Below are 26,149 nucleotides of genomic sequence, written 5' to 3'. Positions count from 1 at the left end.
CTGTCGGGGTCGCTGGGCGGCATGATACTTCTGCTACGACGTGCTGGCATGGCAGCAAGATGCGAACAGGAGGATACCGCGCATGAAAGTAGGGTTTATCGGGCTGGGGAATGTAGGGGGCAAGCTATCTGGATCGCTGCTACGAAACGGTATCGATCTGACGGTTCATGACCTGAACCCGGATCTGGTGACCGAATTCGTCGCCAAGGGTGCCAAAGCCGCCAAAAGCCCGGCGCAACTGATGCGCGATTGCGATGCTGTTATAACCTGTTTGCCTTCTCCTGCGGCCTCGGATGCGGTGATGCAGGAAATGTTGCCAGAGGTCGGCCCTGGCAAAATCTGGATGGAAATGTCGACCACCGACGAAGCCGAAGTCAAACGCCTTGGCGCAATGGTCATTGAACGAGGCGGGGCTGCAGTGGATTGCCCGGTTTCCGGCGGATGTCACCGGGCAGCGACGGGTAATATCTCGATCTTCGCAGGCTGTGATCGTGAGACTTTTGAACGTATCCTGCCATTCCTGACCACCATGGGGCGGCGCATTTTGCACACGGGCGATCTGGGCTCGGCCTCTGTTCTGAAGGTGTTGACCAATTATCTGGCTACCGCCAACCTGATCACCTGCGCCGAGGCTTTGGTGACAGCCAAGGCCGCCGGTATGGACCTTGGAACCACCTATGAAGCGATCAAGATATCGTCAGGCACATCCTTCGTGCACGAGACCGAAAGTCAGGTCATCCTGAACGGCTCGCGCGATATTTCCTTCACCATGGATCTGGTGAAAAAAGATATCGGTCTGTTTCAGGAGGTCGCCGACCGTGCCGGAGTTCCTCTGGAGATAAACCCATTGATGATCAAGATTTTCGAAGATGGCATCGCGCGATATGGTGAGCGTGAACTGTCCCCGAACATCATCAGGCGGCTAGAGGACGCGACCGGACTGGAGATCCAGGCGCCAGGGTTCCCAACCGAGATGCTGGACGACGAGCCAGAAGAACCGGGTTATGAGGTGATCCCGCAGAATCGGTAGATCAAATAATCGGCAAGCGTTGCGGCTGTCTGGCGACCTGGTTGGACAAAATTCTGGGGCTATTCTAAACAGATCAACAGGAGTCCGACACCGGCACAGGCAAGAGAATAACTTATGACGAATGAGACCTTTCTCATCGTAACAACGATGAAAAACGAAGGGCCTTTCATGATCGATTGGGTGGCCTACAACCACGCAATCGGTTTTGATGACATTCTGATTTATACCAATGATTGCTCTGATGGTACTGATGCCATGGGCGAACGGTTGCAAGTGCTTGGCTGGGCTCACCACCAACGAAACAGACTGGGTCCGCGCGCCGCGCCGCAGGTTCGTGCATTTTCGCTTGCGCGGAACCACCCAAGCTATCTGTCTTCGGATTGGATTCTCAGTTTGGATGTGGACGAGTATATCAATATCCGTTTGCCCAATAGTGATATAAGAAGCCTCGTTGAGGCCAGCGGCGTGGCGGACGCGATCTCGATCTGCTGGCGCATGTTCGGAAACGCGGGTCAGAACGATTTCGTTGATCGACCTGTACCTGAGACTTTCTTTCTGGCCGCCACGGAAGACGGCTATCCGCATCACCGGACCAAAGGGTTCAAAACGCTGTTCCGCAACAACGGAAAATTCAGCCGTTTTCGCGCCCATCGTCCCAGGATCAATCCAGAAGATGCACCGAACCCTGACGCGCCATACGAAGGCGTGTTGTGGCGGGATTCGGGCGGGAACCTCTACCCAGCAGACCAAGTGAAATGGAAAGCATGGCGTGGTTTCAGCCATGAATTCGCGCGCATTCATCATTATGCTGTGCGCAGCACTGATAGCTTTTTAGTCAAGCGCGACCGTGGGCGCACCAATCATGTGGGGCAGGATCAAGGGCTCAAATACTGGCTCATGATGAACCACAATGATGTTGAGGATCGCTCAATTCTGGAACACATGCCGGCTATGCACGACATCAAAGCTGAGATGATGGCAGATCCGCAATTGGCAGACCTTCATCATAAAGCATGTGAGTGGCACAGGTCGAAAGCCGAAGAATTGAGAGCCAGACCGGATTGGGTTGATCTGGTTGAAGCGTTGCAAAATTCCTCAACCGGAGAAGACGTCTATGGGTGAAGCTGTATCTGCTGAGGATCGCCGCAAGAAGCAAGCTGAGCAGCGCGAGCGGAAGGATTCCCTGCGGCGCGAAATGCTCAAGACCATGCCGCATGGACGGCTGAGCGTTGAAATTGGCGTTTGGAAGGGCGAATTTTCGCGGATTCTGATGGAAGAGCTACAGCCCTCGAAATTGTGCCTCATCGATCCCTGGCAAGTACAGCAAGACCCGGATGGCGGTGCTTCGCTTGCCGGAGCGCGCTCGCAAAAGGATATGGATCGAATTTACGAGGCAGTGACGGGCAAATACAGCACCGAGATTGCCAAGGGGCAAATTTCGATCATTCGCGACTATTCGCAACCGGCGCTGAGTCTGTTTGAAGATCAAAGCATCGGGTTTGCCTATTTGGACGGCGACCATTCCTACGAGGGCGTAAAAACGGATCTGGATGCTTTGCTGCCCAAGATGATCGAAGGCGGCGTAATCATGCTTGACGATTATCACAGGCGAGGGTGGTGGAAAGATGACGTGATGCGTGCGTTCCACGAATTCCTCGGGGCACATTCTGCGGGGCTGCGGCTCAAGGCCATCATCGGGGCGCAAGTGGCCGTCGAGAAACTTTGAGCCGAGATCATTTTTCTGATTATAGATTCGTGCGAAGTAACCTGGGCTGGCTGATGTCTTCCAGCGTCAACAGAGTTAAGCAACAAGTTCAGCGATGACGGATAGGGTTGATGTCTAAGTCCGATCATCTTTGAATAGCGGCACTTTCCCAGGCAGACAGGAACTTTCTGCGCTTCAGCGTATCGAGGAACGTCAACAGCGCAGGGTCCAGCGCTATCGCTGCGCTTTCGGTCGTGGAATCCTGCGTGTCCAGAAGTGGCAGTGCTGCCATTGATTCCGGATTCAGCGTGGTCAAGTGCCGGACAAAGGTTTCCGCTTCCTCCGGCAAGCGGCTTTTGCCAGTTACCATGGCGGTTCGCATCATCGTCGTCTGAAAATCCGAAGGCAGAATGATCTGAAGGGCATCCTTTCCTTCTGTTCGTACCGCCGCATAACTGCCAAGCACGTTGTAGGCCACCGCGATTGTACCATCCGCCAGGTCGTTAATCATGTCGCCCGAACAACAATACAGCCGCACATCCAGGCCGCCCAAAACCTCCATCAAGCGCCAATAGGTTTCCGAGGCGCGGGCGTCCTGCGTGGCGAACAAATAGCCCAATCCCGACTGGCGCACGTCATAAGTGCCGACTTTGCCCCGAAAATCATCCGGGCGGGCGCGCAGCGCTTCGATCAGTTCCTGCCGCGTTTGCGGCATTGGTTGTCCTTCGAACGCGGTGCGATTAACAACGATGGTTGCGGGTTCCGAAGTGAAGGCGAACAGACTTTGATGCCATTGCGCCCAAGGGGGGTGCGGAAGATCGTTAAGCGCCAGCGCATATCCGTCATTCGCGAGCTTCAGTTGCAGGTCCATCGCGCTGGAAACGACCACGTCGAACGCTTCTGGCGTGGCTCGGACGCGTCGATCGATATCTGCCGTGCCTGTCACCAGATATTCGACCGATATCGCCGGATTCTGGGCGACGAAATCCTCGATCAGCGGCGCAAACAGGGCGGTATCGGTGCTGGAAATGACCCGCAGTCGGGGGCCGTCGGCACTTTCGTTGAATATTTGTCGGTCTTCCCAATCCTGAGCCCCTGCGCCGCTGGCGAACAGGCACAGGATCAGAGTGACAAGATAACGCATGCGCCGCCCTCCGCTTTGTTTGACAGTACCAGCGTGCCGCCATGGGCGACCGCGACGTCCTGGGCAATGGTTAGCCCGAGGCCCGATCCGATGGTTCCCGCCGCGTTCTGACCACGTTCGAAACGTCTTGTGAGCGTTTCGATTTCATCTGGCGGAAAGCCTGGCCCCTGGTCACTGACCGTGATCCGGGCTGTGGGTGACCCTGCGACATCGATGACTACGGTACTGTCCGCTGGCGCATATTTAAGCGCATTGTCTACCATGTTCCGCACCGCATTTTGGATGAGGATGGGGTCGCCCGAATACATGACCTGCGGATCGCCGCTCAAAGCAAGCGAAAGGTCTTTCATTTCAGCGATGGGCGTCAAGCGCTGGACAAGCTCTCGGATCAGAGTCACCAGATCGATATCCTCGCGCTCCAGATGGTCGGCGCGGAATGTGATCATGGCGTGATCCAGTAGCTGCCCCGCAGCCCGAGAGCTTTCGTCGATGGCGCGCATCATTGATCGTAACGCCTCGCGGTTGTCTTCTCTCTCGACCCGTTGCAGCGTCGCCTCGGCATAAGACCTGACCGTTGCCAGCGGGGTGCGGACCCTATGGGCGGCCTCGGCGATAAAGTCCTCGGATTGGCTGAGAGACTGGTCCAGGCGTCCCATCAGCGAATTCAGCGATGACACCAAAGGCGCCATTTCACGCGGTACTGGTTTTTTGAATGGGCTGAGATCTTGCGGTCCCCGACGGGTGACGGATGTCGTTAATCTGTCGAGCTGACCAATGGTGGCCGAACTCACCCAGAAGGACAATACAGCCGCAAGTACAAAGAACCCCAATCCCAAAAGGCCGGCATTGCGTGAGATTTGATCCAGCGTCTCCGACAGCGCATCTTGGGTCTGTCCCAAGGCCACTTCGATTTCTGTCTGATTTCCCAGCCCGACCAGTGTGCGGCTGGCACTGACCTGACGAACGTTTTCACCACGCACCTCACCGAAGCGAAAGGTCCATTTTCCATCAGCGGGTCCTTGAGTTGGGGTCAGGTCTTCGTAGCCGGACAGGAACTCGCCATCCTGAAAGATCGCATAAAACACTCGGTCGTCCGACGGCGTGCTCAGCATTGAAAAGGCGGCATAGGGGATATCGACTTCAAGCTCGCCTCCGCGCAGCGCCGCGGCGTCGAGGATCGAGGTGACTGAGGCGCCCAGAATGTTGTCCTGACCTTGCTGGGCAACCTGAACTGCATAGTCGCGGACAGCAAAGAACAGCACAAGGGCCAGAATCGCGGCACCGCCGATTAGCGTTAGCGCAAGACGGTTTCGCAGTGATCCGGAAACGTTTGGATTAGTTGCCATGATCCAGCCTGTAGCCCAAACCGCGCAACGTTGTGATCCTGAGCTCCGATTTTTCCAGATGCTTGCGCAGTCGGCCGACATAGACCTCGATGGCATTGTCCGAAACATTGTCGTCGTAGGAGAACAACCGGTCCGCCAGCTTCTGCTTAGAAAACACCTGACCGGGGGCGTTGATCAGCAGTTCCAACAAGCGCAGTTCGCGGTTGCGAAGCGAGACGATGTCGTCGCCCACCGTCAAATGACCCGCAACCGGATCAAAGACGACGCCGCCAATTTCAATCGTCGTTTTGGTCTTGCCGGATTTGCGTCTCAGCACTGCGCGGCAGCGCGCCTCAAGTTCGGCATGGTCGAAGGGCTTGGTGACATAATCGTCCGCCCCAAGATCGAGTGAGCCGATTCGATCCGACACTTGACTGCGGGCGGTCAGAACGATGACAGGTGTGTCCAGATGGCTGGCGCGATGCCGTTTGAGGAAATCGCGCCCGTCCCCGTCGGGAAGCATGATGTCCAGCAGGATCAGGTCATACTCATCGATTTCAACAAAGGCCACAGCATCTTCTATTTTCTCTGCGTGATCAACCACATGCCCGTCCAGTCGCATGCGCGAACTTATGGCATTGGCGAGGTCCAGATTGTCTTCGACCAAGAGGAATTTCATCGGGATCCAATAGTAATTTCACCCATGACAGGTTGATGTCAGGTTGATGTGTTTAGGTTTCGAATAATCTGAGCCGCACTGCGGCCGGTTGTCAAACGGGAGGAATTCATGACGACAATCAAACTGGGCCGTCGCGCCCTGATCGCGGCTGTGACCGCTATTGGTCTGGCTGGACCGACTTTCGCTGAAGAGGTCGTAGATAGCATCCACTTTCTGATCCCCGGTGGCGCAGGGGGCGGCTGGGACGGCACTGCCCGTGGCACAGGTGAGGCGCTGACGAATGCGGGTCTCGTCGGAACTGCATCCTACGAAAACATGTCGGGCGGCGGCGGTGGTAAAGCCATCGGATATCTGATCGAAAACGCCGACAGCAACCACGGCACGCTCATGGTCAACTCGACCCCGATCGTGATCCGCTCTCTGACCGGAGTGTTCCCGCACAATTTCCGCGACCTGACACTGGTCTCGGGCACGATCGGTGATTACGCGGCGATTGTTGTGGGCAAAGACAGCCCCATCAATTCAATGGCGGACCTGCTAGCCGCGTATGACGCCGATCCAAGTACAACGGCCATCGGCGGTGGTTCTGTGCCGGGTGGGATGGACCATCTGGTCGCGGCGATGGTTATGGAAGCGGCAGGCAAGGACGCTTTGGGCGTGAAGTACATCCCCTATGATGCAGGTGGCAAAGCGATGGCCGCGCTTCTGTCCGGTGAGATTGCCGCGCTGTCGACCGGTTTCTCGGAGGCTGTCGATCTGGCGAATGCGGGTGAGGTGAAGATCATTGGCGTCACCGCGGAAGAGCGCGTGGATGCAGCCCCTGATGCGCAGACCATGAAAGAGCAGGGCATCGACACAACTTTCGTGAACTGGCGTGGGTTCTTTGCTGCTCCTGGTCTGCCCGAGGACAAGCTGGTCGCTTATCAAGAAGCCATCGCCAAGATGTATGACACACCTGAATGGGAAGAGGTCCGCGCCCGTAACGGTTGGGTGAACATCCACAACTCGGGTGCTGATTTCCAATCGTTCCTGGAACAGCAGGAAAAGCAGATCGGCGATCTGATGAAAAAGTTGGGTTTCCTGTAAGGATACCTCGGGCAGAGCGGGCAACCGCTCTGCCTCAACCAACAATAAACCAAAGGAGGGGGAAACATGGCGCTGGATCGCTGGATCGCGCTCGTTTTGCTGGGCATATGCCTGACATATGGCTACACCGCCTGGTTCACGATGGATGGCAGTCTGCCCCCCTTCATGCAGCGCAACCCCATTTGGCCGAGCACCTTTCCCAAGGTGCTGTCGATTTTGGGGATAATTGCCACAACGATTATTCTGCTGGGATTTGAAAAGGCTGAGCCCAAAGAGGCTGATATCGATTATCGGAGGCTGGGCGAATATCACCTGGGCCAGGCGCTGCTGTTGCTGGCTTTGATGGTTGCCTATGCGCTGTGCCTGCGTCCGGTTGGATTTCTGATCTCGACATCCGGGTTCCTGATCCTCGGTTCTTTCATTCTGGGCGAACGCAAATGGCACGTCATGCTGCCGGTTGCCGTAATCGCTACAGGTTCAGTCTGGTACCTCGTGCAAGAGGTTCTTGGCATCTACATGCGACCCTTGCCGGGCGTTTTCGGAGGCTGACATGCTTGAAGGATTGTTGATCGGCCTACAAACGGCATTCTCCATCCAAAACCTGTTGATGGTCATAGCGGGCTGTCTGATTGGTACATTCATCGGCATGCTGCCCGGTCTTGGGCCGATGTCGATTATCGCCATCATGATTCCGGTCGCCATTTCGATGGGCGATCCGTCCGCCGCATTGATCCTGCTTGCCGGTGTCTATTACGGCGCAATCTTTGGTGGCTCGACATCTTCCATTCTTCTGAACGCGCCGGGGGTCGCGGGAACCGTGGCCTCAAGCTTCGACGGCTATCCGATGGCTCGCCAGGGCAAAGCCGGGAAGGCGCTCACAGTTGCCGCTATCGCCAGTTTCGCCGGGGGTACGATAGGCGCGCTACTGCTGATGGTCTTTGCGCCTGCATTATCCTCGGTCGCACTGCTGTTCCACTCGGCTGAGTACTTTGCCTTGATGGTAGTGGGTCTATCCGCCATCGCCGCCTTTGCGGGAACCGGGCAGGTGGCCAAGGCAATTGTCATGACCATTCTCGGGCTGATCATGGCCACTGTCGGCGAGGGCGCGCTGTTCAACTTGCCGCGTTTCACGATGGGGATCATGGATCTGCAGTCCGGCTTTGGTTTCATCACGCTTGCAATGGCGATGTTTGCCCTGCCCGAAGCGCTGTTTTTGGTTCTCAAACCCAAGGACCTGCAAGGCGACGAAGGCGAAATCAAGGACCTGCGCATCACAGGATCCGAGGCAAAGGCCATCGCTCCGGTGGTTGGTCGCCAATCTGTGCAGGGTTTCTTTATCGGTGTGCTTCCGGGGGCAGGGGCAACGATTGCCAGTTTCCTTGGCTATGCGGTTGAACGCAATATTGCCCCGAAAGAAGAGCAGGAGGAGTTCGGCAAAGGCTCGATCAAAGGTCTGGCAGCACCCGAGACAGCTAACAATGCTGCCTGTACCGGTTCCTTTGTTCCGTTGCTGACGCTCGGCATTCCAGGTTCCGGAACTACGGCCATTTTGTTGGGCGCCCTGATCGCGCTGAATGTGACACCGGGTCCGCGCCTGATGATCGACGAGCCACAGGTATTCTGGGCTGTCATCATGTCGATGTTCATTGGCAATCTGGTGCTGCTGATCCTGAACCTGCCGTTGATCCCCTATATCGCCAAGGTGCTTGCAGTACCGCGCAACTATCTGATCCCGTTCATTTTGTTCTTCACCCTCATGGGGGCCTATATCGGGCAGAACAATGCCACGGAACTGCTGATATTGGTCGGCTTCGGCGTCTGCGCCACAGCACTGAAATTTGCCGATTACCCTCTGGCACCGCTGCTGATCGGTTTCATCCTTGGCGGCATGATGGAGGATAACTTCGCCCGTTCCATGCAGCTGTATGACGGCATCGCCTTTATCTGGGAACGTCCGATGACGCTGGGCCTGTTGGTGATTGCCCTCCTTCTGGTGCTGTTGCCCAGTTACCGCGCACGTCGCGCCAAGGCGCGAGCGGCAGGCGTGGCCGATGGCGACTGAGCCACTTTCAGGCATCCGGGTTCTTGACCTGACTAATGTCCTGGCCGGGCCGTATTGTTGCTACCAACTGGCCCTGATGGGGGCCGAAGTGATCAAGGTCGAACGCCCCGGCAGCGGAGATCTGGCCCGTGTGCTGGGGGCGGATCCTGATCGGAACAAGGCTGGCATGGGCATCAGCTTTCTGGCGCAGAATGCAGACAAGAAATCCGTGACTCTGGATATGAAGGCTGATCGGGGAAAGGCTCTGCTCAAGCGTCTGGTCAAGATTGCCGATGTGCTGGTCGAGAACTTCCGGCCCGGCGTGATGGACCGGCTTGGGCTGGGGTATCAGGTTCTGCGCGCCGCGAACCCCAGTCTGATTTATTGTGCCATCAGCGGGTTTGGTCAGGATGGACCACGCCGGGACGACCCGGCCTATGACCAGATCGTGCAGGGGATCAGCGGTGTCATGTCAATCACAGGTGCGTCGGATACCGCGCCTTACCGGGTCGGCTATCCTCTGGCAGATACCGTCGGCGGGATGACGGCGGCCTTTGCCGTAAGCGCGGCCTTGAATGCCAACCCACGCGGGGCATTCCTTGATGTCGCAATGAACGAGGCGGTGGTTTCGACCATGGGGTGGGTGGTGTCCAACTATCTGGTCGGTGGTGTGATACCTGCGCCGCATGGGAACGAAAACACAACGTCGGCCCCGTCCGGAACTTTCGCCACATCCGACAACCCTATAAATATCGCCGCCAATCGCGACGAACAATGGCATGCGCTCGCCCAACATCTGGGCCGCGCCGACCTTTTGACGCATCCGGACTACCTAACCCGCGAGGATCGCAAGACCAACCGGAATGAATTGCGCCAAGAACTGGAACGCACGCTTTCTACCCGTCCATCCAGTGATTGGGTCCAAGAGTTGAATGCGTTGGGTGTACCGGCCGGGCCGGTTATGACGGTGCCGCAGGCTTTGTCCGACGATCAACTCTCAGGTCGCGGGCTGATTGGAACTCTGTCGGCGCACGGAGAGAGGTTACGCCTTGCGGGCAGCCCAGTGGTCATTGATGGCGCACGCCGCATGCCACGATCCGCGCCACCGGATCTTGGGGCCGACAACCTCTCGATTTGGGCCGAGCTTGGACTGTCGGACGCAGAGATCGAAACGTTGCGACATGAGAGGGTGATATGAGCGATGTTGCCGATTGGTGGCGCACCGCCATCATCGATATGGAGCCCGGGCGCATTGAACTGCGTGGCCAGCCGATTCAAGACCTGATCGGCAATCTGGGTTTCGCTGAAATGATCTGGTTTATGGTGCGGGGTGACAGACCGACACCTGCGCAGGCTCGATTGTTCGAGGCCGCTTTGGTCGCCGCCGTGGATCACGGCCCGCAAGCCCCTTCGATCGCGGCTGCGCGAATGGCGGTGACCTGCGGGCTGTCTCTTAACAACGCGATGGCGAGTGCTGTTAATATGCTGGGTGACATCCATGGTGGTGCCGGCGAGCAGGCGATGGAGCTTTATCACTTTGTAGACGCCCATGCCGAAGGCCCAGAACAGGCATTGGACGACTGGATCGCCGAGCGCGGGAAGATACTGCCGGGTTTCGGGCATCGGTTCCATACACCGACGGACCCGCGCGCACCCCGGCTGATGGCCCTGGTTGCTGATGCAGTCGAACAGGACGCCTGCGAGGGTCGGTTCATGAAAGTCGGGCAAGCCGTGGAAACCGACCTGATGCGCCGGAAAGGCAAGCCGGTGCCGATGAATATCGATGGTGTCACGGCAGTGATCTATGCAGAGCTAGGCTTTGCCCCTCCATTGGCACGGGGTTTGTTTTGCCTTTCGCGGTCGGTCGGTATTCTGGCCCATGCCTGGGAGCAGACCCAGCAAGGCGGACGTAACAAAGGTCCTACGCCGCCCCACTATCGCTGGACATATCTACGCAATGGAAGTTGAGTTATGCCGCCTGTCGTTCCTCATGGCTTCGGATGCCTTTTATCCAGATTCTGAAACACAGCGACATAGTTTGTCGCCAGCGCCTTCGCTTTTCAGCCAACACCGTCTAGAACTGCGTAGTACAGGAGCTGGATAATTTGGGAGAAATGACGAAACAGCTGGCGCAGGTGGGACTGGCGTAGCGTGTTGTCGTTTTCCAGGAAAATGCGCACAAGGCGGAAAACGTAATCGCCCTAAGTCAAGGATCTGGAGTGAATTGGAGGCGAGTACCGGAATCGAACCGGTGTACACGGATTTGCAATCCGCTGCGTCACCACTCCGCCAACTCGCCTTTTTAAGCAATATCAATAACTTGCCGTGGTGTGAGGGGCGTTCTATCAGCTTTCAGGATGAACGTCCATAGCCTTGAGGGCGATTATTTCTGTCTTGTTTGGAAATTTGACAATACCCCAATGGTACGTTTTTGCCGCGCCCGGAAATGCAATCTGGCCCGTTGCTGCAGGCAGGCGGATGTGGCAAAAGCCAGATAACAGTCTGATAAGGAATGAGCGATCACATGACAGATTTCGCAGCCCGGCGCCTTACGATGGTTGATACTCAGGTCAGGCCCTCGGATGTGACCAAGTTCCCTATCATTGATGCGATGCTGAGCGTTGCGCGCGAAAATTTCGTGCCGGATGCGCAACGTGAGGCAGCCTATGTTGGTGATCTGGTCGAGTTGGGTGATGGACGTTGTCTGCTTGAACCCAGGACGCTGGCTAAGATGTTGGACGCAGTCAACATTTCCAATGATGAAGTGGTGCTGGATATCGCGCCGGGGCTGGGTTACTCAACCGCAATTGCCGCGCGAATGGCAGAGTTGGTTGTGGCCGTGGAATCCGACCCGGCATTGGCGGCTGAAGCTCAGACGCTTCTGATGGAAGCTGATGTAGACAACGCCATTGTTCATGAAGGACCGCTTGAACAAGGCGCGGTTGAGCATGGACCCTACGATGTGATCATGATTCAGGGTGGGGTCGAGCAGCTTTCAGACACTTTGCTGGATCAACTCAAGGATGGGGGCCGGATCATTTGCCTGTTCATGGAGGGTGATCTTGGCACGGTTCGTATGGGTCTCAAGTCCTCAGGCCGTGTCTCGTGGCGATTTGCATTCAATGCTAGCGCACCGATTTTGCCCGCATTTTGCGCTGAGTGTGCATTTTCGCTATAGTTGGTAATAGAAGTATTTTGATGCCTTGATTACTTGAAAACACCGGCGCAAACTGCGCTGGTGGTTGCGTAATTTCGATTTGAGAGGACTTAGTTATGCGCGGGACGACGACAGGAAAGCTGGTCAAAGGCCTGACTTTGGCTGCTGGTGTTGCATTAAGTGTGATGCCCGGAAGGTCGGTTTGGGCAGATAATCTGACCGATGCATTCATCGGCGCGTATAACACCAGCGGCCTGCTTGAGCAGAACCGTGCCTTGTTACGCGCAGCGGATGAAGATGTCGCCATTGCGCTCTCGGCGCTGCGTCCGATCATCAACTGGACCGTGCGGGTGAGCCGGGATTACACGCGCACCAATACGAGCAGCTTGATCACGACGCGCGAGCCTTCGAGCTTTTTTTCCGGTCTCACGCTGAGCCAGTTGATCTATGACGGTGGCGCTTCCATCCTTGGCAAGCAATCGGCGCAGGAAACTGTGCTATCCACCCGTCAGTCTCTTATTGATATTGAACAACAAATCCTGATCAGAGCCGCGAACGCCTATCTGGGTGTTCTGCTGCAGGAAGAAACGGTTGCGATCCGCCAGAACAACGTGGAAGTGTCGGCGGAAGAACTGCGCGCATCACAGGATCGCTTTGAAGTAGGTGAGGTTACACGTACCGACGTTGCCCTGTCCGAGGCACAATTGGCCAGCTCTCAGGCCGATTTGGCGGTCGCACGTGGTAACCTGAGCATTGCGCAGGCTGAATACGTAAACGCCGTTGGCAAGACACCTGGGCGGACGGCTGGCCAGCCAAGGCTGCCCAACCTGCCGCGTTCAGAGGCGGATGCGGTGAATTTGGCTCAGCGTAACCACCCTGCGATTCTTTCCGCACAGCATCAGGTGCGTGCGCTGGACCTGATCGTGCAGCAGCAGCGTGCAAATCTGGGTCCGAATGTTAGCCTGAATGCGGATGCGGGCATTACCGAGAGCTACGACAATGACGATTACATCAACGATGCGACGATCTCACTGAACTTCAATCAGCCGATCTATTCTGGTGGCGGTCTGGCGGCAGCGGTGCGTCGTGCGATGGCAACTCGTGATGCGTCGCGTGCCAACCTTCTGAACGTTCAGAAAGACATCACACAAGGTGTTGCCGATCGCTATGCTGCGTTTCAGGCGGCAACTGCAAGCCTGCGGGCGTCAACGGAACGGGTTCGTGCTTCGCAGGTGGCGTTTGACGGTATTCGTGAAGAAGCAACGTTGGGTGCACGGACGACCTTGGACGTCCTGAATGCCCAGCAGGATTTGCTGGACGCGCAATTGGCCGAGGTAGCATCCCGGACCGAGCGGTCGCGGGCGGCATATGAACTGCTGCAGGCCCAGGGGCTGTTGACGGCAGAGCGTTTGGGTCTTGCAGTGCAAATCTATGATCCGACCCTGTATTACAACCTCGTGAAAAAGGCGCCGTCGCAGGTCAGTAAGCAAAGCCGCGATCTGGATCGAGTGCTCAAGGCATTGCGCCGCGACTAAAGGGCATCGCTACCTGTTGTGGCGCTGGCTCAGATTGGCTACAATCGGGCCTAGGTTAGAGCGGTAGAAAATAATGTCAGATCGTGTTGTAAGCGCCAATATTCAGGACGTTCTTTCGTCGGTTAAGCGAATGGTCGACGAGGACGCGCATGACGAATCAGAATTCATATTTGTTCCGACGGCCCCGGCTGCCAAGCCGGGCCGGTTGGTTTTAACGGATGCGCTGCGCGTCAGCAATGAACCGCTGATCGCCAAGAAGGCCGGGCCCTTGAAACTGATGCCCCAGCATAGCGCGGGTGACAGTACCCCAAAGCAGGCCGCAAATGCGCCAAGCAACCCTGCCGAACCGATGCGGCTGCAACCCAGCGATATTGTGCGCGCTGGTGATGTCGACGCCAAGGCAGACGCACCAAAGCGCGACCTAGCGGGAAGCCTCAGCGCCAAGATTGAAGCTTTGGAAGCTGCTATCGCGCGCACCGAGGATCAGTGGGAGCCCGATGGCGAGAGCGATGACGACTACTCTGGCACCAAGACGCAGGCTGTTGAATGGCCGGCAGACAGAGCTTTTGCGCAGTCTCAGGCGGCTGAACCAAAATCCGAAGCCACATTTATTCGCGACCCGGAGGTGGTGGAAGATATGGCACAGAAGCCGACCGATGCGACAATCGGAGAAGAGGAATTGCGCGAACTCGTCGCCCAGATCGTCCGGGAAGAGCTGCAGGGCGCGCTGGGCGAACGGATCACGAAAAACCTGCGCAAGATGGTTCGGCGTGAGATCACGCGGGCGATCGCCGCAGCGGATGTTGACTGAGGTCTAAATGGTGCGTGGCGTCTGCGCCATCGCGAGAAGCAGATCCAGATCCATATGCTGTTCCAGATGGTCAGCAAGGTCGTCCAGCACTTGTTCGACGCCGTCTTCGTAAGCTGTTTCCGATGTCACGCCCAGCTCTGCCAGATAGCTGGCGCGAAACGTGTCCGAGGTGAAAATCCCATGCAGATAGCTGCCGCGTATGCGCCCATTGGCGCTGGCGGCACCTTCCGGGCGACCTTCGATCTGCAGCCAGGCCCGAGCGCAATCCGGGCCATCAGTACGGCCCATGTGGATCTCATATCCGCTGACGGGTTCATGACCGGGCAGGGCGGTTGCTGAGCGCAGGATAACCTGCTTTTCTCCGGCCATTGTGGTGCTGACATCCAGCAATCCCAACCCTTCGACCTGACCGGGGCGTCCATCGACGCCATCGGGGTCCGAGATGGTTTTGCCCAGCATCTGATAACCCCCGCACAGGCCCAGAACATGACCCCCGCGGCGGACATGGGCATAAAGGTCGATATCCCAACCCTGCGCCCGGAAATAGGCCAGATCGCCGATTGTAGACTTGCTGCCCGGCAACAGCACCAGATCGGCATCTCCGGGCAGGGGGCGGCCTGCTGGGATGATCTCGACCGTAACGCCCGGTTCGGCGGAAAGCGGGTCGAGATCGTCGAAATTGGCCATCCGCTCAAGCTGAGGCACAGCGATCTTGCATGCCCCTCCGGCATGAGAGCGGATGTCCATCATATCTTCTGCCGGCAGCTTCCATGCGTCATGGAACCAGGGCACCACGCCCATACAGGGCCAGCCGGTCCGGGATGCGATATCGTCGCGCCCTTCATCGAACAGGGAGACATCGCCCTTGAAGCGGTTAATCGCAAAGCCCCGGATCATCGCAAGGTCCCCGGCCTCCAAGACGGCTTGCGTCCCCACGATCTGAGCGATCACGCCACCCCGATGAATGTCGCCCACCAGAACCACCGGAACCTGTGCGGCACAAGCAAATCCCATATTGGCGATGTCACCCTTGCGCAGGTTAGTTTCTGCCGGACTACCCGCGCCTTCGATCAACACCAGATCAGCGTCGCTGCAAAGCCTTTCAAAGCTTTCCAGAGCCGCCCCCAGCAGCTTAGACTTGTCCTTGCGATAATCGCCCGCCTTCATTGTACCTGCGCGCTGGCCCTGAAGAATGATCTGCGCGCCGGTATCAGTTTCGGGTTTGAGCAGGATTGGGTTCATATCCGTATGCGTCGGTCGTTTGGCCGCCCGCGCCTGCAGGGCTTGCGCGCGCCCGATTTCGCCGCCGTTTTCCGTAACAGCGGCGTTGTTCGACATGTTCTGCGGCTTGAACGGAGCCACGCGCAACCCGCGTCGCGTATAGGCGCGGGCCAACCCGGCCACCAAAACCGATTTGCCGACATTGCTGCCGGTGCCTTGAATCATGATGGACCGCGCCATGGCCTGTCTCCTATGCTCGGGCGCAGATGACCTGATTTAAGGCCAAAGGAAAAGCCCCATATGAATACGCCTGCGCATCTTTTGATCGGTGCTGCTGTTTTTGCGCGCCCGGCCCGGGGCGCGACGCTATGGGCAGCTCTGTTTGGGTCCTTGTTGCCGGATTTGTCGCTATACCTGATGGCCGGCGTTTCGCTGCACATCCTGAACATCCCGGCACAGGTGGTGTTTGATCAGCTTTACTTTTCACCCGCGTGGCAAACCGTATTCGCCATCGATAACTCGTTCATTTTGTGGGGAGTGGCACTTGCACTCTGGCTGTGGCGCGGCTGGCACCTGCTGACTATTGGCGCATCCGCAGGGATACTTCATTTGGTGATGGATTTCTTATTGCACGCAGGCGATGGCCGACCACAGTTCTGGCCGATCAGTTCATGGGTCTTTCACAGTCCGATCAGCTATTGGGACAGCACACATCATGCGGCTTGGATGGCGCCGATCTCAGTGACGATTTGCATTGCCGCCTATGTGGTGCTTTGGCAGCGCGGCCTGTCGGTTTCGGCAAAACTGTTCTTTGCGCTGTTACTGGCGGCCGAGCTTTGGGTGGCGTGGCAATGGATCATGTATTTTTGATCTGACCAATCAGCCCAAAGAAAAACGCGCCCCGATGTCAGGGCGCGTTTTTTCGATCGGATGCGGGGAACAATCAGGCAGCTTCGGCCTGCTGAGCCGCATTCCGGCGTTCGCTTTCTTCGCGGGACAGGGCGACAGACGTCCGTACGCCGCGACCAACAAATTCCATCAGCCCGCCTACAACCCGCTCATTGGGGTCGATGCCGGCGCACGATAGTACTTCGCGCCCATCGCGCGAACGTGCCCAACGGGCAATTTGTTCCGGTCCGTTGCCATACTTCTTGTCGTCGGCGATGGCATCATCCAGAGCAGCCAGTACAACGGCTGCGAAAAGTTTGCGTGCACGATTGCCTTGTTCGTTGTTAAAGGCAGTGCCGTCAACGAAATCTCTCATCTCGTCTTTCCTGTTTTTCTTGCTCTTGCAATTTTCGGCGTGACGGTCCTTATGACCTATTACATGCGATTCGGATACACCTAAAATGCATAGTTGCGTTGCGTCATTTGCATGGCTCGCTGCAGGTGCAGCACTAGGTTTCGTTGTCTTGTCAGGTGTGGTCACGCCAGATATAGGGACGAGAACTGACGCATCAACCGTTTGTGAAGGATTTAAGTCATGCCCAAGATAAATGGGAACGAAATTCGCCCCGGCAATGTGCTTGAGCATAATGACGGACTGTGGGCGGCGGTCAAAGTGGATCACGTAAAGCCCGGCAAAGGCGGAGCTTTTGCCCAGGTCGAGCTGCGCAACCTGCGCAATGGCTCAAAGCTGAACGAACGCTTCCGTTCGGCCGACAAAGTCGAACGCGTGCGCCTTGAGCAGAAGGATCAGCAGTTCCTGTACGAATCCGATGGCATGCTGGTGTTCATGGACTCCGAGACCTACGAGCAGATCGAACTGCCTTCGGAACTGCTGGGTGAGCGCCGCCCGTTTCTGCAGGACGGCATGACCATCGTAGTGGAGTTTTACGAAAGCGAGGCGCTGAACGCCACGCTGCCCCAAAAAGTGACCTGCAAGATCGTCGAGACCGAGCCGGTTGTGAAGGGTCAGACTGCGGCGAACTCGTTTAAGCCAGCGGTTCTGGACAATGGCGTCAAGGTCATGGTGCCACCTTTTATCGGGCAGGATGAGATGATCGTAGTGAATACCGAGACGATGGAATACTCCGAACGCGCGTAAGCGGACGATGGTTCGGTGCAAAAGGGTCGCTCTGCGGCCCTTTTTTTTAGGTCCGAATGCGATAGCGCTCGGGATGATCTCCAAACAGCTCCAGCATCAGTTCGTACTTGATGCGATTGGCGCTGACCTGTCGGTAGAACGCGATCAAGAAAGCGGTCGGGCCTTGAATGCGTCCGAGACCGCTTATCGCGGCCACGACGGTGCCGACATCGGTTTTACCCTGCAACACCAGCCAGCCGCCCAGCATCAGAATCCCAACAGTCCCTGCGCCATTGATGACACTCAGCAGGAACTTGGCCGAGAGTTTCCAGATGAACATCTTGCGGCGGGTCTCGAATATCTCGTCGAACTGTTTCTCAATCGCTCGCGATGCCGCCTCGATATCCTCGTGCGTCAAGCGGTCGGTCGCGCTGCGCAGAATTCGAACACGCTCGGCCACGAAGATGTTCACTTTTCGCTGAGAGGCCAGAACGATAATGATCTGCGGAACGATCATGGAAAGTGCGATCAAGCCCAGCCCCGGTTGGGTGGAAGAGATGTAGCCGATTACGCTGATCAATGTGCCGATTTGCACCACGGGGTCAGAAAATGCACCGCCTGCGAACTTACCCAGCTCTTCCGCCTCAGCGGATACGGCCGTTGTCATCGTGCCCGAACGAAGGTCTTGCCCCTCTTCGCTGAGATCGATTGATCGGGCAAGCAACCGTCCCCGGATCAGTCGGATGATGTCCTCGCCCAGCGTTCCAGAGCGATACCCGAGCACCCATTTCAACGTAAGGCTCAACAGGATGACGCCCATCATCCCGGCGCCCAGCAACAGCAGGCGATCCACTTCGATGCTATCAGATGTCAGGTGATTGACGATGTCGCGCTGGAACTCAAGCGGAGCAGCCGCCAGCGCAGCCACCGCCAATGACAGCAGAATAAGGATGATTTGCCGTCCGGCGCTGACACGCCATATCGCGGTATAGAGGCGAAACATGCACGTATCCCGTTAGGCCAATTGCAGTCAGTGATAGCGCGCGGCCCGGCAGCGTCAAATACGCAAACAGTTTCAAAAGAATGGGCGTGCCGGTTCAGCAACAAAATCAACCTGGCAGTTTTAGCGTCGCGCCACCCGCCTGCATGTCGTCCCCCGCGCGATCCAGCCGAAGGTATGCGATCGCCTTTCCGCCAGACTGTGTAAACAACACCCCGGCGGGTTTACCACTGGAGTGAATCTCGGTCCCGACCGGAGCGGTGCCCGCGATCTCGACAACGCGCAGACCTTTGCGCAACTCGGTCTTGTGCTTCATGCGCGCGGTGACCTCTTGTCCGACATAGCAGCCCTTCTTGAAGTCCAAGCCATTCAGCGCCTCGAACCCGGACTCAAGAATATAGCTGTCTGGCGTCAGTTCGATGCTGGTTTCGGGGATACAGTGACGGACGCGGATAGCATCCCAGTCCGTACCATCATCACCTTCCGGAGCGGTAGAATAAGCGCGCCATCCCAGATCAGGATGCCGCGGGTCGGGTAGGGCGCCTTCGGGCGCGGGGTCGGTGCCGCGTTGTACGTTCAGGTCGGTCTGGTCGATGGTCACATCTGCACGCAGCTTGTACATCGTCAGTCGTTTGGCAAGCCCGTCGGCCAGCACTTCGGCCACATCCAGCAGCACCGACTCACCGTCTCGTTTGAGAAAGAAGTCAGCCAGGTACTTGCCCTGCGGAGTCAGAAGGGCGGCGTAGACCAGCCCGTCGTCCAGCCGCTGCACGTCATTTGTGATCAGCCCCTGCAGAAAGCTATCAGTATCGTTGCCGGTCAGGCGCAGAATGCGGCGATTGGACATGGGTTGATCCTCGTCAATTCGTCTGGCTTCGTGATATAGGAAATCGCGCCGCCATGACCAGAGGGTTTCAGACGTGTCCGCCCCGATCAGCATTGTGATTCCAACCCTTAACGCGGGGCATTCCCTGCCGGGAACGCTGCAGGCTTTGATGGAAGGGCTTCATTCAGGCCTGATCCGAGAATTAATCGTGACCGATGGCGGCTCAGAGGATCCAACACTTGAGATGGCGGATGAAGCCGGAGCCATGATCGTAACAGGCCCGGCGTCAAGGGGAGGGCAGTTGCAAAGGGGGTGTGCCAAAGCATCTGGCGATTGGCTGCTAATCCTGCATGCCGACACCGAGTTGCAGTCAGGCTGGAGCGCCATCGTGGCAGAGCATCTGCGTTCGCACAGGCCAGCAGCCTTCCGATTGCGGTTTCGCGTCAGTGGGATTGGTGCCCGCTGGGTTGCTGGTTGGGCCAACCTGCGTAGCAGAGTGTTTGGGTTGCCCTACGGCGATCAGGGGCTGTTGGTGCGTCGCAGGGCTTATGACTCTGTCGGAGGATTCCCAGATCAGCCACTGATGGAGGATGTCGCCTTGATCCGCGCTTTGCCGCGCCCGGTGCTGTTGAAAGCAGACGCGGTTACGAGTGCGGAACGCTATATCCGTCAGGGTTGGTTTCGGCGGGGCGCGCGGAACCTTTGGACTCTGGCGCGGTACTTTCTGGGGGCTGACCCGCATCTGCTGGCGCAGTCGTATCGGCGTTGAAGGCGGTGCGCAGTTCAACGATGGATTTGCCCAGACGGAACGGTGCAGCAAAACTTACCAGACATAGGGCGATGATCTGCAGTACCAAAATATGCGCATTCGCCTGCAGATATTCCCATTCATCCTTGAGCTTGCCGACCTGTTCGATCAGATCGTCATAGCTTTGGGCCAGGATCAGATAATCACCGGCAATCGCAGGCACCTTGCGCCGCATGTTGTCAATTGCGGTTTGTGTATCATCGTCCAGAGATGTGAAGACGAGAAATTGATCGATGCTGAAGGCATCCGCTTTCGCGGCCATCTCGCGGGCCTCATCCATGTCATCACTCGACGTGCGGCCGAATAGAAAATGCAGGCCTTGAAGCGGGGCTACTTCGTTCGTGACCGCGATGAACAACGGTAAATCGGCATTGCTTGCGGTTGAGGCGGACAGAAACTCTACCTTTTCGCACAAAACAGCTGTATCCGGGTCGTAAGCGGGGTCACAGAACCTCAGCCGAAACCGCGCGGCATCACGGTCGAATGCAAGCGTGGCGGCATAAGCAACGTCGATCTGCCGGTCCAGCCGCGAACTGTCCGAGGTGTAAAGCCCGGCCAACACGGCGACCAGCGCACCGATCCCACCCAATACGACCCAGACCAGATCCGCCAGTTTCCACGCCCGATGCCCTGCAGGTTTGCGGAACAGAAATCCTGTGCCAAACAGGCCGATCATAAAGGCCAGTATCAGCAGAGGTAATTGGTTTTCAGCGATGAATGTCATACGCCGGAGTGTACGGTCTGCGCAGCGTCTGACAACAGGGCTCACGCGCAGTTGTACCTTATGAAACGTCGCTACCTGACGTCAGGACCCCGAGCTTTGGCCGAACTTGCGAAACAGCTTCGTCCGGTCAAAGGCCTGCTCTAACTCGTCCGTGCGCTGCTTGACACTGTCCCAGAGACGTTCCTGCATTTCGGCAATGGCGCATTCCAATAGCACCATTAGCGAAGTCATGGAATCCCAGGCCGAAGGCACTGCGATCCTTACCGCAAAGGTGTGTTTCGCCAGCCGGTGGATGGGGGATCGCCATTGATCCGTCAGCAGGACAACCTCGGCCCCGCGTTCATGGCAAAGCTGCCCGATCAACAAAGTAGTGTTCTCATAACGCCGCACATCCAAGGCCACCAGCACGTCTCCTTCGCGCACTTCGAGCAGATCGTGAGTCCACGACGCTGCATCTGACAGCAGCTTCACATCAGGACGGATCATCTGCAGGTGGAGGTAGAGATATTGCGCCAGGGTCCCGGTTATGCGTCCGCCGGTGATGAAAACACGCCGTTTGGGATCGCAAAGCATACGGCAGAAACTGTCAAACTCATCCGGGTCGACCTCATCAATCGAACGCCGCTGGTTCTCAAGCGCTTGGCGGGAGTAGCGGTTGAGAATGTGTTCTTCAGGTAAGTCATTCTGCCAGACATCCCGTTTGGCGACGGGCCCCGAGATCATCTCTTTCACTTCGCTACGTATCGCGGACTGAAACTGCGGATAGCCATCAAAGCCGGTTTTCTGAAGCATCCGCGCAACCGTGGCGGTGGAAACCGAGGCGATACTGGCCAGCTCGGTAATGCTGCCAAGCCCTGCCATGGGGTAATCATCCAGCAGCACGTTGACCAACTGCCGCTCGGTCGGTGTCATCATTTCGCGATGCGCAAGGAGCCTTTCTGTCACTCGCACGGAATACTCCTTTCCCTTTCTACCCATGTTTATGTGGAAAATTTGACAATGCAATCTGACTTGGGGAATTTTATACAGGAAATTTATTGACAGGTTAAGAACCTCTGTGGAATTTTTTCCAAATGGAATCACGTAGCGCCACTCTCACCTCTGCTCAGCCTGATTTCGGTCCCGTCGTTCACATCGACGACGCGCCGGAAGAGCCTTCGGTTGTGGTGGTGTGCGAACACGCCTCGCATCGTATCCCGGACGGACTGGGGGACATGGGGCTAAGTGCCGAGGCACTGCGCAGCCATATCGCGTGGGACCCGGGCGCGCTGCCGGTTGCACAGGCACTGGCCCAGCAGTTGAACGGCGTGCTGGTGCATGGTGGGGTGTCGCGGCTGGTTTATGACTGCAACCGCCCTCCCGAAGCCCCCGATGCTATGCCGGAATGCAGTGAAGACACACCGATCCCGGCGAACCTTGAACTGAGCGCCAATGCGCGTCAGCAGCGGATCGAAGGCGTATATGTGCCGTTTTGCCAAGGGCTAGAGGATGTTCTGATCCGTCATCACCGCACGCTAAAACTCATGGTGACGGTTCATAGTTTCACGCCGATATACCGCGGAACACCGCGCGATGTTGAGCTTGGTTTGCTGCATGGCCAGGACGCCCGCTTTGCCAAGGCGATGTTGGCCAGCGCCGCGCACGAGCTGCCCCTGGTTACTCGATTGAACGAACCCTATTCGGCGGCAGACGGGGTGGCGCACACTTTGGATCTTCACGCAGCGCCCAACGGATTGTTGAACGTCATGATCGAGATCCGGAATGATCTGATTCAGACAGCCGAGCAGCAGCGGGTCATGGCCGATTGTCTGGCCCCGTGGATCAATCGTACCATTGCTCCGTTCTGTAGCGGGGTGGGCGAATGATCAAGGCAATGTCAGCATATGTGCGTGTAGTCGATGCGGTGAACTACCGGATCGGGCGGGTCATGATGTGGGGCCTGTTCGTGATGATGGGCATCCTGCTGTGGTCCTCGATCTCGAAGACCTTCTTTCTGCCTTCGCTCTGGACGCTAGAAATGGCGCAGTTTGCGATGGTGACTTATTACATCATGGGGGGGCCGTATTCGATCCAACTGGGTTCGAACGTTCGGATGGATCTGTTTTACCATAATTGGAGCCATCGCCGGAAAGCCTGGTTCGATGCCTTCACGGTGCTGCTGCTGATCCTTTATCTGGGTGTACTGTTCTACGGTGGGCTTGGATCCACGGCGTACAGCCTGGGCTATTGGGGTGATGAGCCTGTCACCTATTTCACAGGCCTTCTGACCGGCAGCGAAGAGGTCGGACGGCTAGAACGATCCTCCACCGCGTGGCGGCCATACATCTGGCCGGTCAAGGCGATCATGGTCTTCGGCTTCTTCCTGATGCTGCTGCAGGCGATATCAGAATTTTTCAAAGACATTGCGCGGATCAACGGGCAAGAGATCGGGGCAGCGCGGGCATGAGCCAGGAATTTATTGCAATCTTCATGTTCGCTTCGATGATGCTGATGCTGTTCACCGGGCAGCGCGTCTTTGGTGCAATTGGTGCCGTCGCAGCCATTGCGGCACTGGCGCTCTGGGGGACAGGCGGACAGGACATTCCGTTTTCGGCGGCGATGAAGCTGATGAAATGGTACCCGCTGCTGACCCTGCCGATGTTCATCTTCATGGGCTATGTCCTGAGCGAAAGTCGTCTGGCCGATGACCTCTATCGCATGTTCCACGTCTGGATGGGGCCGGTGAACGGTGGGCTTGCCATCGGCACCATCGGCCTGATGGTGCTGGTCTCGGCAATGAACGGGCTCAGCGTGGCAGGTATGGCCATCGGGGCGACGATTGCACTGCCTGAACTGCTGCGGCGCGGATACGACAAGACCATGGTGACGGGAGTCATTCAGGCCGGGTCGAGCTTGGGCATCCTTGTGCCGCCCTCGGTAGTTCTGGTGCTTTATGCCATGATCGCGCGGCAACCCGTCGGTCAACTTTGGCTGGCAGGCATTGTGCCGGGGCTGCTGATGGCGTCTTTGTTCATCCTCTACATCTGGATTCGTTGCCGCCTTCAACCGCATCTGGGACCAGCGATGGAAGACGCGCACGAGGTCCCGAGGTCCGAGAAACTCCGTCTGCTCTGGGCCGGGGCACTGCCATTGATGATTTTCGCTGCGATGATGCTGCCGTTCGTGAACGGTTGGACCTCATTGGTAGAAAGTTCGGCCATCGGAGCGTTGGCGGCGCTTGTGGCGTCAGTCCTCAAACGTCGGATGACGTGGAAGATTTTCGAGGACTGTACCAAGCAAACCTTGGCCATCTCGTGCATGTTCATGTGGATCATCCTTGCGGCGCTGGGCTTCGGCGCGGTGTTTGACGGGCTGGGCGCGGTCAAGGCCATCGAGAACCTGTTCACCGAGCAGTTGGGGCTGTCACCGTGGCTGATCCTGATCCTGATGCAGCTCAGCTTTATCATCATGGGCACGTTCCTGGACGATACCGCAATGCTCGTCATCGTGGCGCCACTCTATGTGCCGCTCGTGGGGGCGCTTGGCTTCGATCTGATCTGGTACGGTGTACTTTACACCATCACCACCCAGATCGCGTATATGACGCCGCCTTTCGGCTACAACCTGTTCCTGATGCGCGCAATGGCTCCGCCAGAAATCAGCCTGCGGGACATTTACCGCTCAATCGTGCCCTTTGTCGGGGTGATGATCCTGGCGCTCGCAATAATCATGATATTCCCCGAGATCGCCTTGTGGCTGCCCGGGTATGTTTACGGAAATTAACCAGAAGGCCCGACACACGGGCACCCAAACTTAAACGGAGAGGAAATTGACATGACGACAAGACGTAAGTTTCTGAAAACTGCGGGGGTAGGGGTTGCGGCGGCACCTTTGGCAACGCCTGCACTGGCGCAAAGCACGATCACATGGCGGATGCAGACATATGCCGGTCCTGCACTGGCCGAGCATGTGATCGACCCGGCTATCAAGATGTTCAACCAGATCGCCGGTGACCGTATGCAGATCGAGCTGTTCTACGCCGATCAACTGGTCCCGACCGGAGAGCTGTTCCGCGCTATGCAGAAGGGAACCATCGACGCGGTTCAATCGGATGATGACTCGATGGCCTCGCCCACCGAAGTCACTGTGTTCGGCGGCTACTTCCCGTTCGCTTCGCGCTATTCGCTGGACGTACCGGTACTGTTCAACCAGTGGGGCTTGAACGAAATCTGGGACGAAGAGTATTCGAAGGTTGGCGTTAAACACATCAGCGCCGGCGCGTGGGACCCGTGTCACTTTGCGACCAAGGATCCGATCAATTCGCTGGAGGATATGAAGGGCAAACGCATCTTCACCTTCCCGACAGCAGGCCGGTTCCTCAGCCAGTTTGGCGTGGTACCCGTCACACTGCCGTGGGAAGACATCGAAGTTGCAGTTCAAACCGGCGAGTTGGACGGTATTGCCTGGTCGGGCATCACCGAAGACTACACCGTGGGTTGGGCGGATGTGACTAACTACTTCCTAACCAACAATATTTCGGGGGCCTGGGCCGGCCACTTCTTTGCCAATATGGATCGCTGGAATGAGCTGCCGGAAGATCTGCAAACTCTGTTCAAGGTCTGCTGTGACCAGTCGCACTACTACCGCCAGTGGTGGTATTGGGGCGGCGAGGCCAACCTGCGGGTTAACGGTACCAAGATGCAATTGACGACCATCCCGGATGAAGAGTGGGCGACGGTTGAAGAAGCTGCTGTTAAGTTCTGGGACGAAATTGCTGCGGAATCCGAGACCAAGGCAAAGGTCGTGGATATCTTCAAGCGCTACAACGCTGAAATGCTCAAGGCCGGGCGGCCCTATCGTTACGGATAAAATACTTGACCGGCCCGCTCTTTCGCGGGCCGGTCGTTACAGGGACAAAGAATTTTCGTCGAAAATTCTCGCATATCACAGAGGTATTGTATGCTGACATTTGAGCATTTGAAGGCTGAGGTTTCGTCTGGCGAGATTGATACGGTATTGGTTTGTCTGGTTGACATGCAGGGCCGTTTGATG

Annotated in this window: 26 protein-coding genes and 1 tRNA gene; 18 read left to right on the top strand and 9 right to left on the bottom strand. The window is 57.1% G+C overall.

All coding sequences use genetic code 11. The features are described 5' to 3' along the window. Window positions 1–43 precede the first annotated feature (43 nt). The 3 genes from ACR0EN_RS10000 (at window position 44) to ACR0EN_RS09990 (ending at window position 2,756) form a co-directional block, all read left to right on the top strand. Complete coding sequence (locus ACR0EN_RS10000) at window positions 44–1,030, top strand: NAD(P)-dependent oxidoreductase (RefSeq protein ID WP_480439222.1); 987 nt, start codon at window positions 44–46, stop codon at window positions 1,028–1,030. A 114-nt stretch (window positions 1,031–1,144) separates the two neighbouring features. Further along, complete coding sequence (locus tag ACR0EN_RS09995) at window positions 1,145–2,152, top strand: glycosyltransferase family 2 protein (RefSeq protein ID WP_480586504.1); 1,008 nt, start codon at window positions 1,145–1,147, stop codon at window positions 2,150–2,152. Beyond that, window positions 2,145–2,756 (top strand): class I SAM-dependent methyltransferase, encoded by a 612-nt coding sequence (locus tag ACR0EN_RS09990; RefSeq protein WP_170818704.1) that lies wholly within the window; start codon window positions 2,145–2,147, stop codon window positions 2,754–2,756. The genes ACR0EN_RS09995 and ACR0EN_RS09990 overlap by 8 nt, the downstream gene beginning before the upstream one ends. 124 nt (window positions 2,757–2,880) lie before the next feature. Here ACR0EN_RS09990 and ACR0EN_RS09985 read toward each other — a convergent pair whose 3' ends face one another. Genes ACR0EN_RS09985 through ACR0EN_RS09975 form a run of 3 tightly spaced genes read right to left on the bottom strand, consistent with a single transcriptional unit; the run spans window position 2,881 to window position 5,883 of the window. Continuing rightward, entirely contained in the window at window positions 2,881–3,879 is a 999-nt protein-coding gene (locus ACR0EN_RS09985; protein WP_170512179.1) for an ABC transporter substrate-binding protein, read from the bottom strand. Then, on the bottom strand, window positions 3,858–5,225 hold the full coding sequence (locus ACR0EN_RS09980; protein WP_170420953.1) for a sensor histidine kinase: 1,368 nt from the start codon (window positions 5,223–5,225) through the stop codon (window positions 3,858–3,860). The genes ACR0EN_RS09985 and ACR0EN_RS09980 overlap by 22 nt, the downstream gene beginning before the upstream one ends. After that, window positions 5,215–5,883: a response regulator transcription factor gene (locus ACR0EN_RS09975; RefSeq protein ID WP_170391826.1), complete on the bottom strand. Its 669-nt coding sequence runs from the start codon at window positions 5,881–5,883 to the stop codon at window positions 5,215–5,217. Before ACR0EN_RS09975 ends, ACR0EN_RS09980 begins: the two co-directional genes overlap by 11 nt. A gap of 108 nt (window positions 5,884–5,991) precedes the next feature. Between ACR0EN_RS09975 and ACR0EN_RS09970 the strand changes: the two genes are divergently transcribed. The 5 genes from ACR0EN_RS09970 (at window position 5,992) to ACR0EN_RS09950 (ending at window position 10,978) form a co-directional block, all read left to right on the top strand. After that, entirely contained in the window at window positions 5,992–6,969 is a 978-nt protein-coding gene (locus tag ACR0EN_RS09970; RefSeq protein ID WP_170391824.1) for a tripartite tricarboxylate transporter substrate-binding protein, read from the top strand. 66 nt (window positions 6,970–7,035) lie between these two features. Continuing rightward, window positions 7,036–7,518: a tripartite tricarboxylate transporter TctB family protein gene (locus tag ACR0EN_RS09965; RefSeq protein ID WP_170401217.1), complete on the top strand. Its 483-nt coding sequence runs from the start codon at window positions 7,036–7,038 to the stop codon at window positions 7,516–7,518. 1 nt (window position 7,519) lies between these two features. Continuing rightward, window positions 7,520–9,031 (top strand): tripartite tricarboxylate transporter permease, encoded by a 1,512-nt coding sequence (locus ACR0EN_RS09960; protein ID WP_170391820.1) that lies wholly within the window; start codon window positions 7,520–7,522, stop codon window positions 9,029–9,031. Next, complete coding sequence (locus ACR0EN_RS09955; RefSeq protein WP_170818703.1) at window positions 9,021–10,208, top strand: CoA transferase; 1,188 nt, start codon at window positions 9,021–9,023, stop codon at window positions 10,206–10,208. Before ACR0EN_RS09960 ends, ACR0EN_RS09955 begins: the two co-directional genes overlap by 11 nt. Beyond that, complete coding sequence (locus ACR0EN_RS09950; RefSeq protein ID WP_170401213.1) at window positions 10,205–10,978, top strand: citryl-CoA lyase; 774 nt, start codon at window positions 10,205–10,207, stop codon at window positions 10,976–10,978. Before ACR0EN_RS09955 ends, ACR0EN_RS09950 begins: the two co-directional genes overlap by 4 nt. A gap of 257 nt (window positions 10,979–11,235) precedes the next feature. Here ACR0EN_RS09950 and ACR0EN_RS09945 read toward each other — a convergent pair. After that, window positions 11,236–11,309, bottom strand: a tRNA-Cys gene (locus ACR0EN_RS09945). Between the two features lie 225 nt (window positions 11,310–11,534). Here ACR0EN_RS09945 and ACR0EN_RS09940 point away from each other — a divergent pair. The 3 genes from ACR0EN_RS09940 to ACR0EN_RS09930 all read left to right on the top strand — a co-directional run bounded on the left by ACR0EN_RS09940 (window position 11,535) and on the right by ACR0EN_RS09930 (window position 14,513). Beyond that, a complete protein-coding gene (locus tag ACR0EN_RS09940) occupies window positions 11,535–12,188 on the top strand; it encodes a protein-L-isoaspartate O-methyltransferase family protein (protein ID WP_170401191.1) in 654 nt (217 codons plus the stop codon). 95 nt (window positions 12,189–12,283) lie between these two features. Next, window positions 12,284–13,702, top strand: coding sequence for a TolC family outer membrane protein (locus tag ACR0EN_RS09935; RefSeq protein ID WP_170391809.1), 1,419 nt, complete (start codon window positions 12,284–12,286; stop codon window positions 13,700–13,702). Window positions 13,703–13,775: 73 nt separating this feature from the next. Then, a complete protein-coding gene (locus ACR0EN_RS09930) occupies window positions 13,776–14,513 on the top strand; it encodes a hypothetical protein (RefSeq protein WP_170818681.1) in 738 nt (245 codons plus the stop codon). Window positions 14,514–14,516: 3 nt separating this feature from the next. Here the strand turns inward: ACR0EN_RS09930 and ACR0EN_RS09925 are convergent, their stop codons facing one another. Further along, window positions 14,517–15,974, bottom strand: coding sequence for a cobyric acid synthase (locus ACR0EN_RS09925; protein WP_170391804.1), 1,458 nt, complete (start codon window positions 15,972–15,974; stop codon window positions 14,517–14,519). Between the two features lie 60 nt (window positions 15,975–16,034). On the opposite strand from ACR0EN_RS09925, the gene ACR0EN_RS09920 reads away from it, so the two are divergent. Beyond that, window positions 16,035–16,604 (top strand): cobalamin biosynthesis protein CobQ, encoded by a 570-nt coding sequence (locus ACR0EN_RS09920; protein WP_480586498.1) that lies wholly within the window; start codon window positions 16,035–16,037, stop codon window positions 16,602–16,604. Window positions 16,605–16,677: 73 nt separating this feature from the next. Here ACR0EN_RS09920 and ACR0EN_RS09915 read toward each other — a convergent pair whose 3' ends face one another. Further along, a complete protein-coding gene (locus ACR0EN_RS09915; RefSeq protein ID WP_008757056.1) occupies window positions 16,678–16,998 on the bottom strand; it encodes a DUF6280 family protein in 321 nt (106 codons plus the stop codon). Between the two features lie 219 nt (window positions 16,999–17,217). Between ACR0EN_RS09915 and efp the strand changes: the two genes are divergently transcribed. Next, complete coding sequence (efp, locus tag ACR0EN_RS09910) at window positions 17,218–17,781, top strand: elongation factor P (protein WP_170391801.1); 564 nt, start codon at window positions 17,218–17,220, stop codon at window positions 17,779–17,781. Window positions 17,782–17,827: 46 nt separating this feature from the next. Here efp and ACR0EN_RS09905 read toward each other — a convergent pair whose 3' ends face one another. Next, complete coding sequence (locus tag ACR0EN_RS09905) at window positions 17,828–18,763, bottom strand: ABC transporter transmembrane domain-containing protein (RefSeq protein WP_170391799.1); 936 nt, start codon at window positions 18,761–18,763, stop codon at window positions 17,828–17,830. Window positions 18,764–18,869: 106 nt separating this feature from the next. Then, complete coding sequence (gene ygfZ, locus ACR0EN_RS09900; protein ID WP_480586495.1) at window positions 18,870–19,607, bottom strand: CAF17-like 4Fe-4S cluster assembly/insertion protein YgfZ; 738 nt, start codon at window positions 19,605–19,607, stop codon at window positions 18,870–18,872. A 73-nt stretch (window positions 19,608–19,680) separates the two neighbouring features. On the opposite strand from ygfZ, the gene ACR0EN_RS09895 reads away from it, so the two are divergent. Beyond that, window positions 19,681–20,355 (top strand): TIGR04283 family arsenosugar biosynthesis glycosyltransferase, encoded by a 675-nt coding sequence (locus ACR0EN_RS09895; protein WP_170609324.1) that lies wholly within the window; start codon window positions 19,681–19,683, stop codon window positions 20,353–20,355. 844 nt (window positions 20,356–21,199) lie between these two features. Here the strand turns inward: ACR0EN_RS09895 and ACR0EN_RS09890 are convergent. Further along, window positions 21,200–22,063 (bottom strand): MurR/RpiR family transcriptional regulator, encoded by an 864-nt coding sequence (locus ACR0EN_RS09890; protein ID WP_255611699.1) that lies wholly within the window; start codon window positions 22,061–22,063, stop codon window positions 21,200–21,202. A 128-nt stretch (window positions 22,064–22,191) separates the two neighbouring features. On the opposite strand from ACR0EN_RS09890, the gene ACR0EN_RS09885 reads away from it, so the two are divergent. From ACR0EN_RS09885 to ACR0EN_RS09870, 4 genes are read left to right on the top strand one after another with little or no spacing between them, the layout of a single operon-like run. Further along, a complete protein-coding gene (locus ACR0EN_RS09885; RefSeq protein ID WP_170420971.1) occupies window positions 22,192–22,983 on the top strand; it encodes an N-formylglutamate amidohydrolase in 792 nt (263 codons plus the stop codon). Beyond that, window positions 22,980–23,564, top strand: coding sequence for a TRAP transporter small permease subunit (locus ACR0EN_RS09880; RefSeq protein ID WP_170625351.1), 585 nt, complete (start codon window positions 22,980–22,982; stop codon window positions 23,562–23,564). Before ACR0EN_RS09885 ends, ACR0EN_RS09880 begins: the two co-directional genes overlap by 4 nt. Then, window positions 23,561–24,880: a TRAP transporter large permease gene (locus ACR0EN_RS09875; RefSeq protein WP_170391787.1), complete on the top strand. Its 1,320-nt coding sequence runs from the start codon at window positions 23,561–23,563 to the stop codon at window positions 24,878–24,880. Before ACR0EN_RS09880 ends, ACR0EN_RS09875 begins: the two co-directional genes overlap by 4 nt. Before the next feature lie 51 nt (window positions 24,881–24,931). Then, window positions 24,932–25,966, top strand: coding sequence for a TRAP transporter substrate-binding protein (locus ACR0EN_RS09870; RefSeq protein WP_170391784.1), 1,035 nt, complete (start codon window positions 24,932–24,934; stop codon window positions 25,964–25,966). The last annotated feature ends 183 nt before the right edge of the window (window positions 25,967–26,149 follow it).

This window comes from Ruegeria sp. AB7 (genome assembly GCF_056542625.1).
This window is presented reverse-complemented; position numbering and strand designations above follow the sequence as displayed.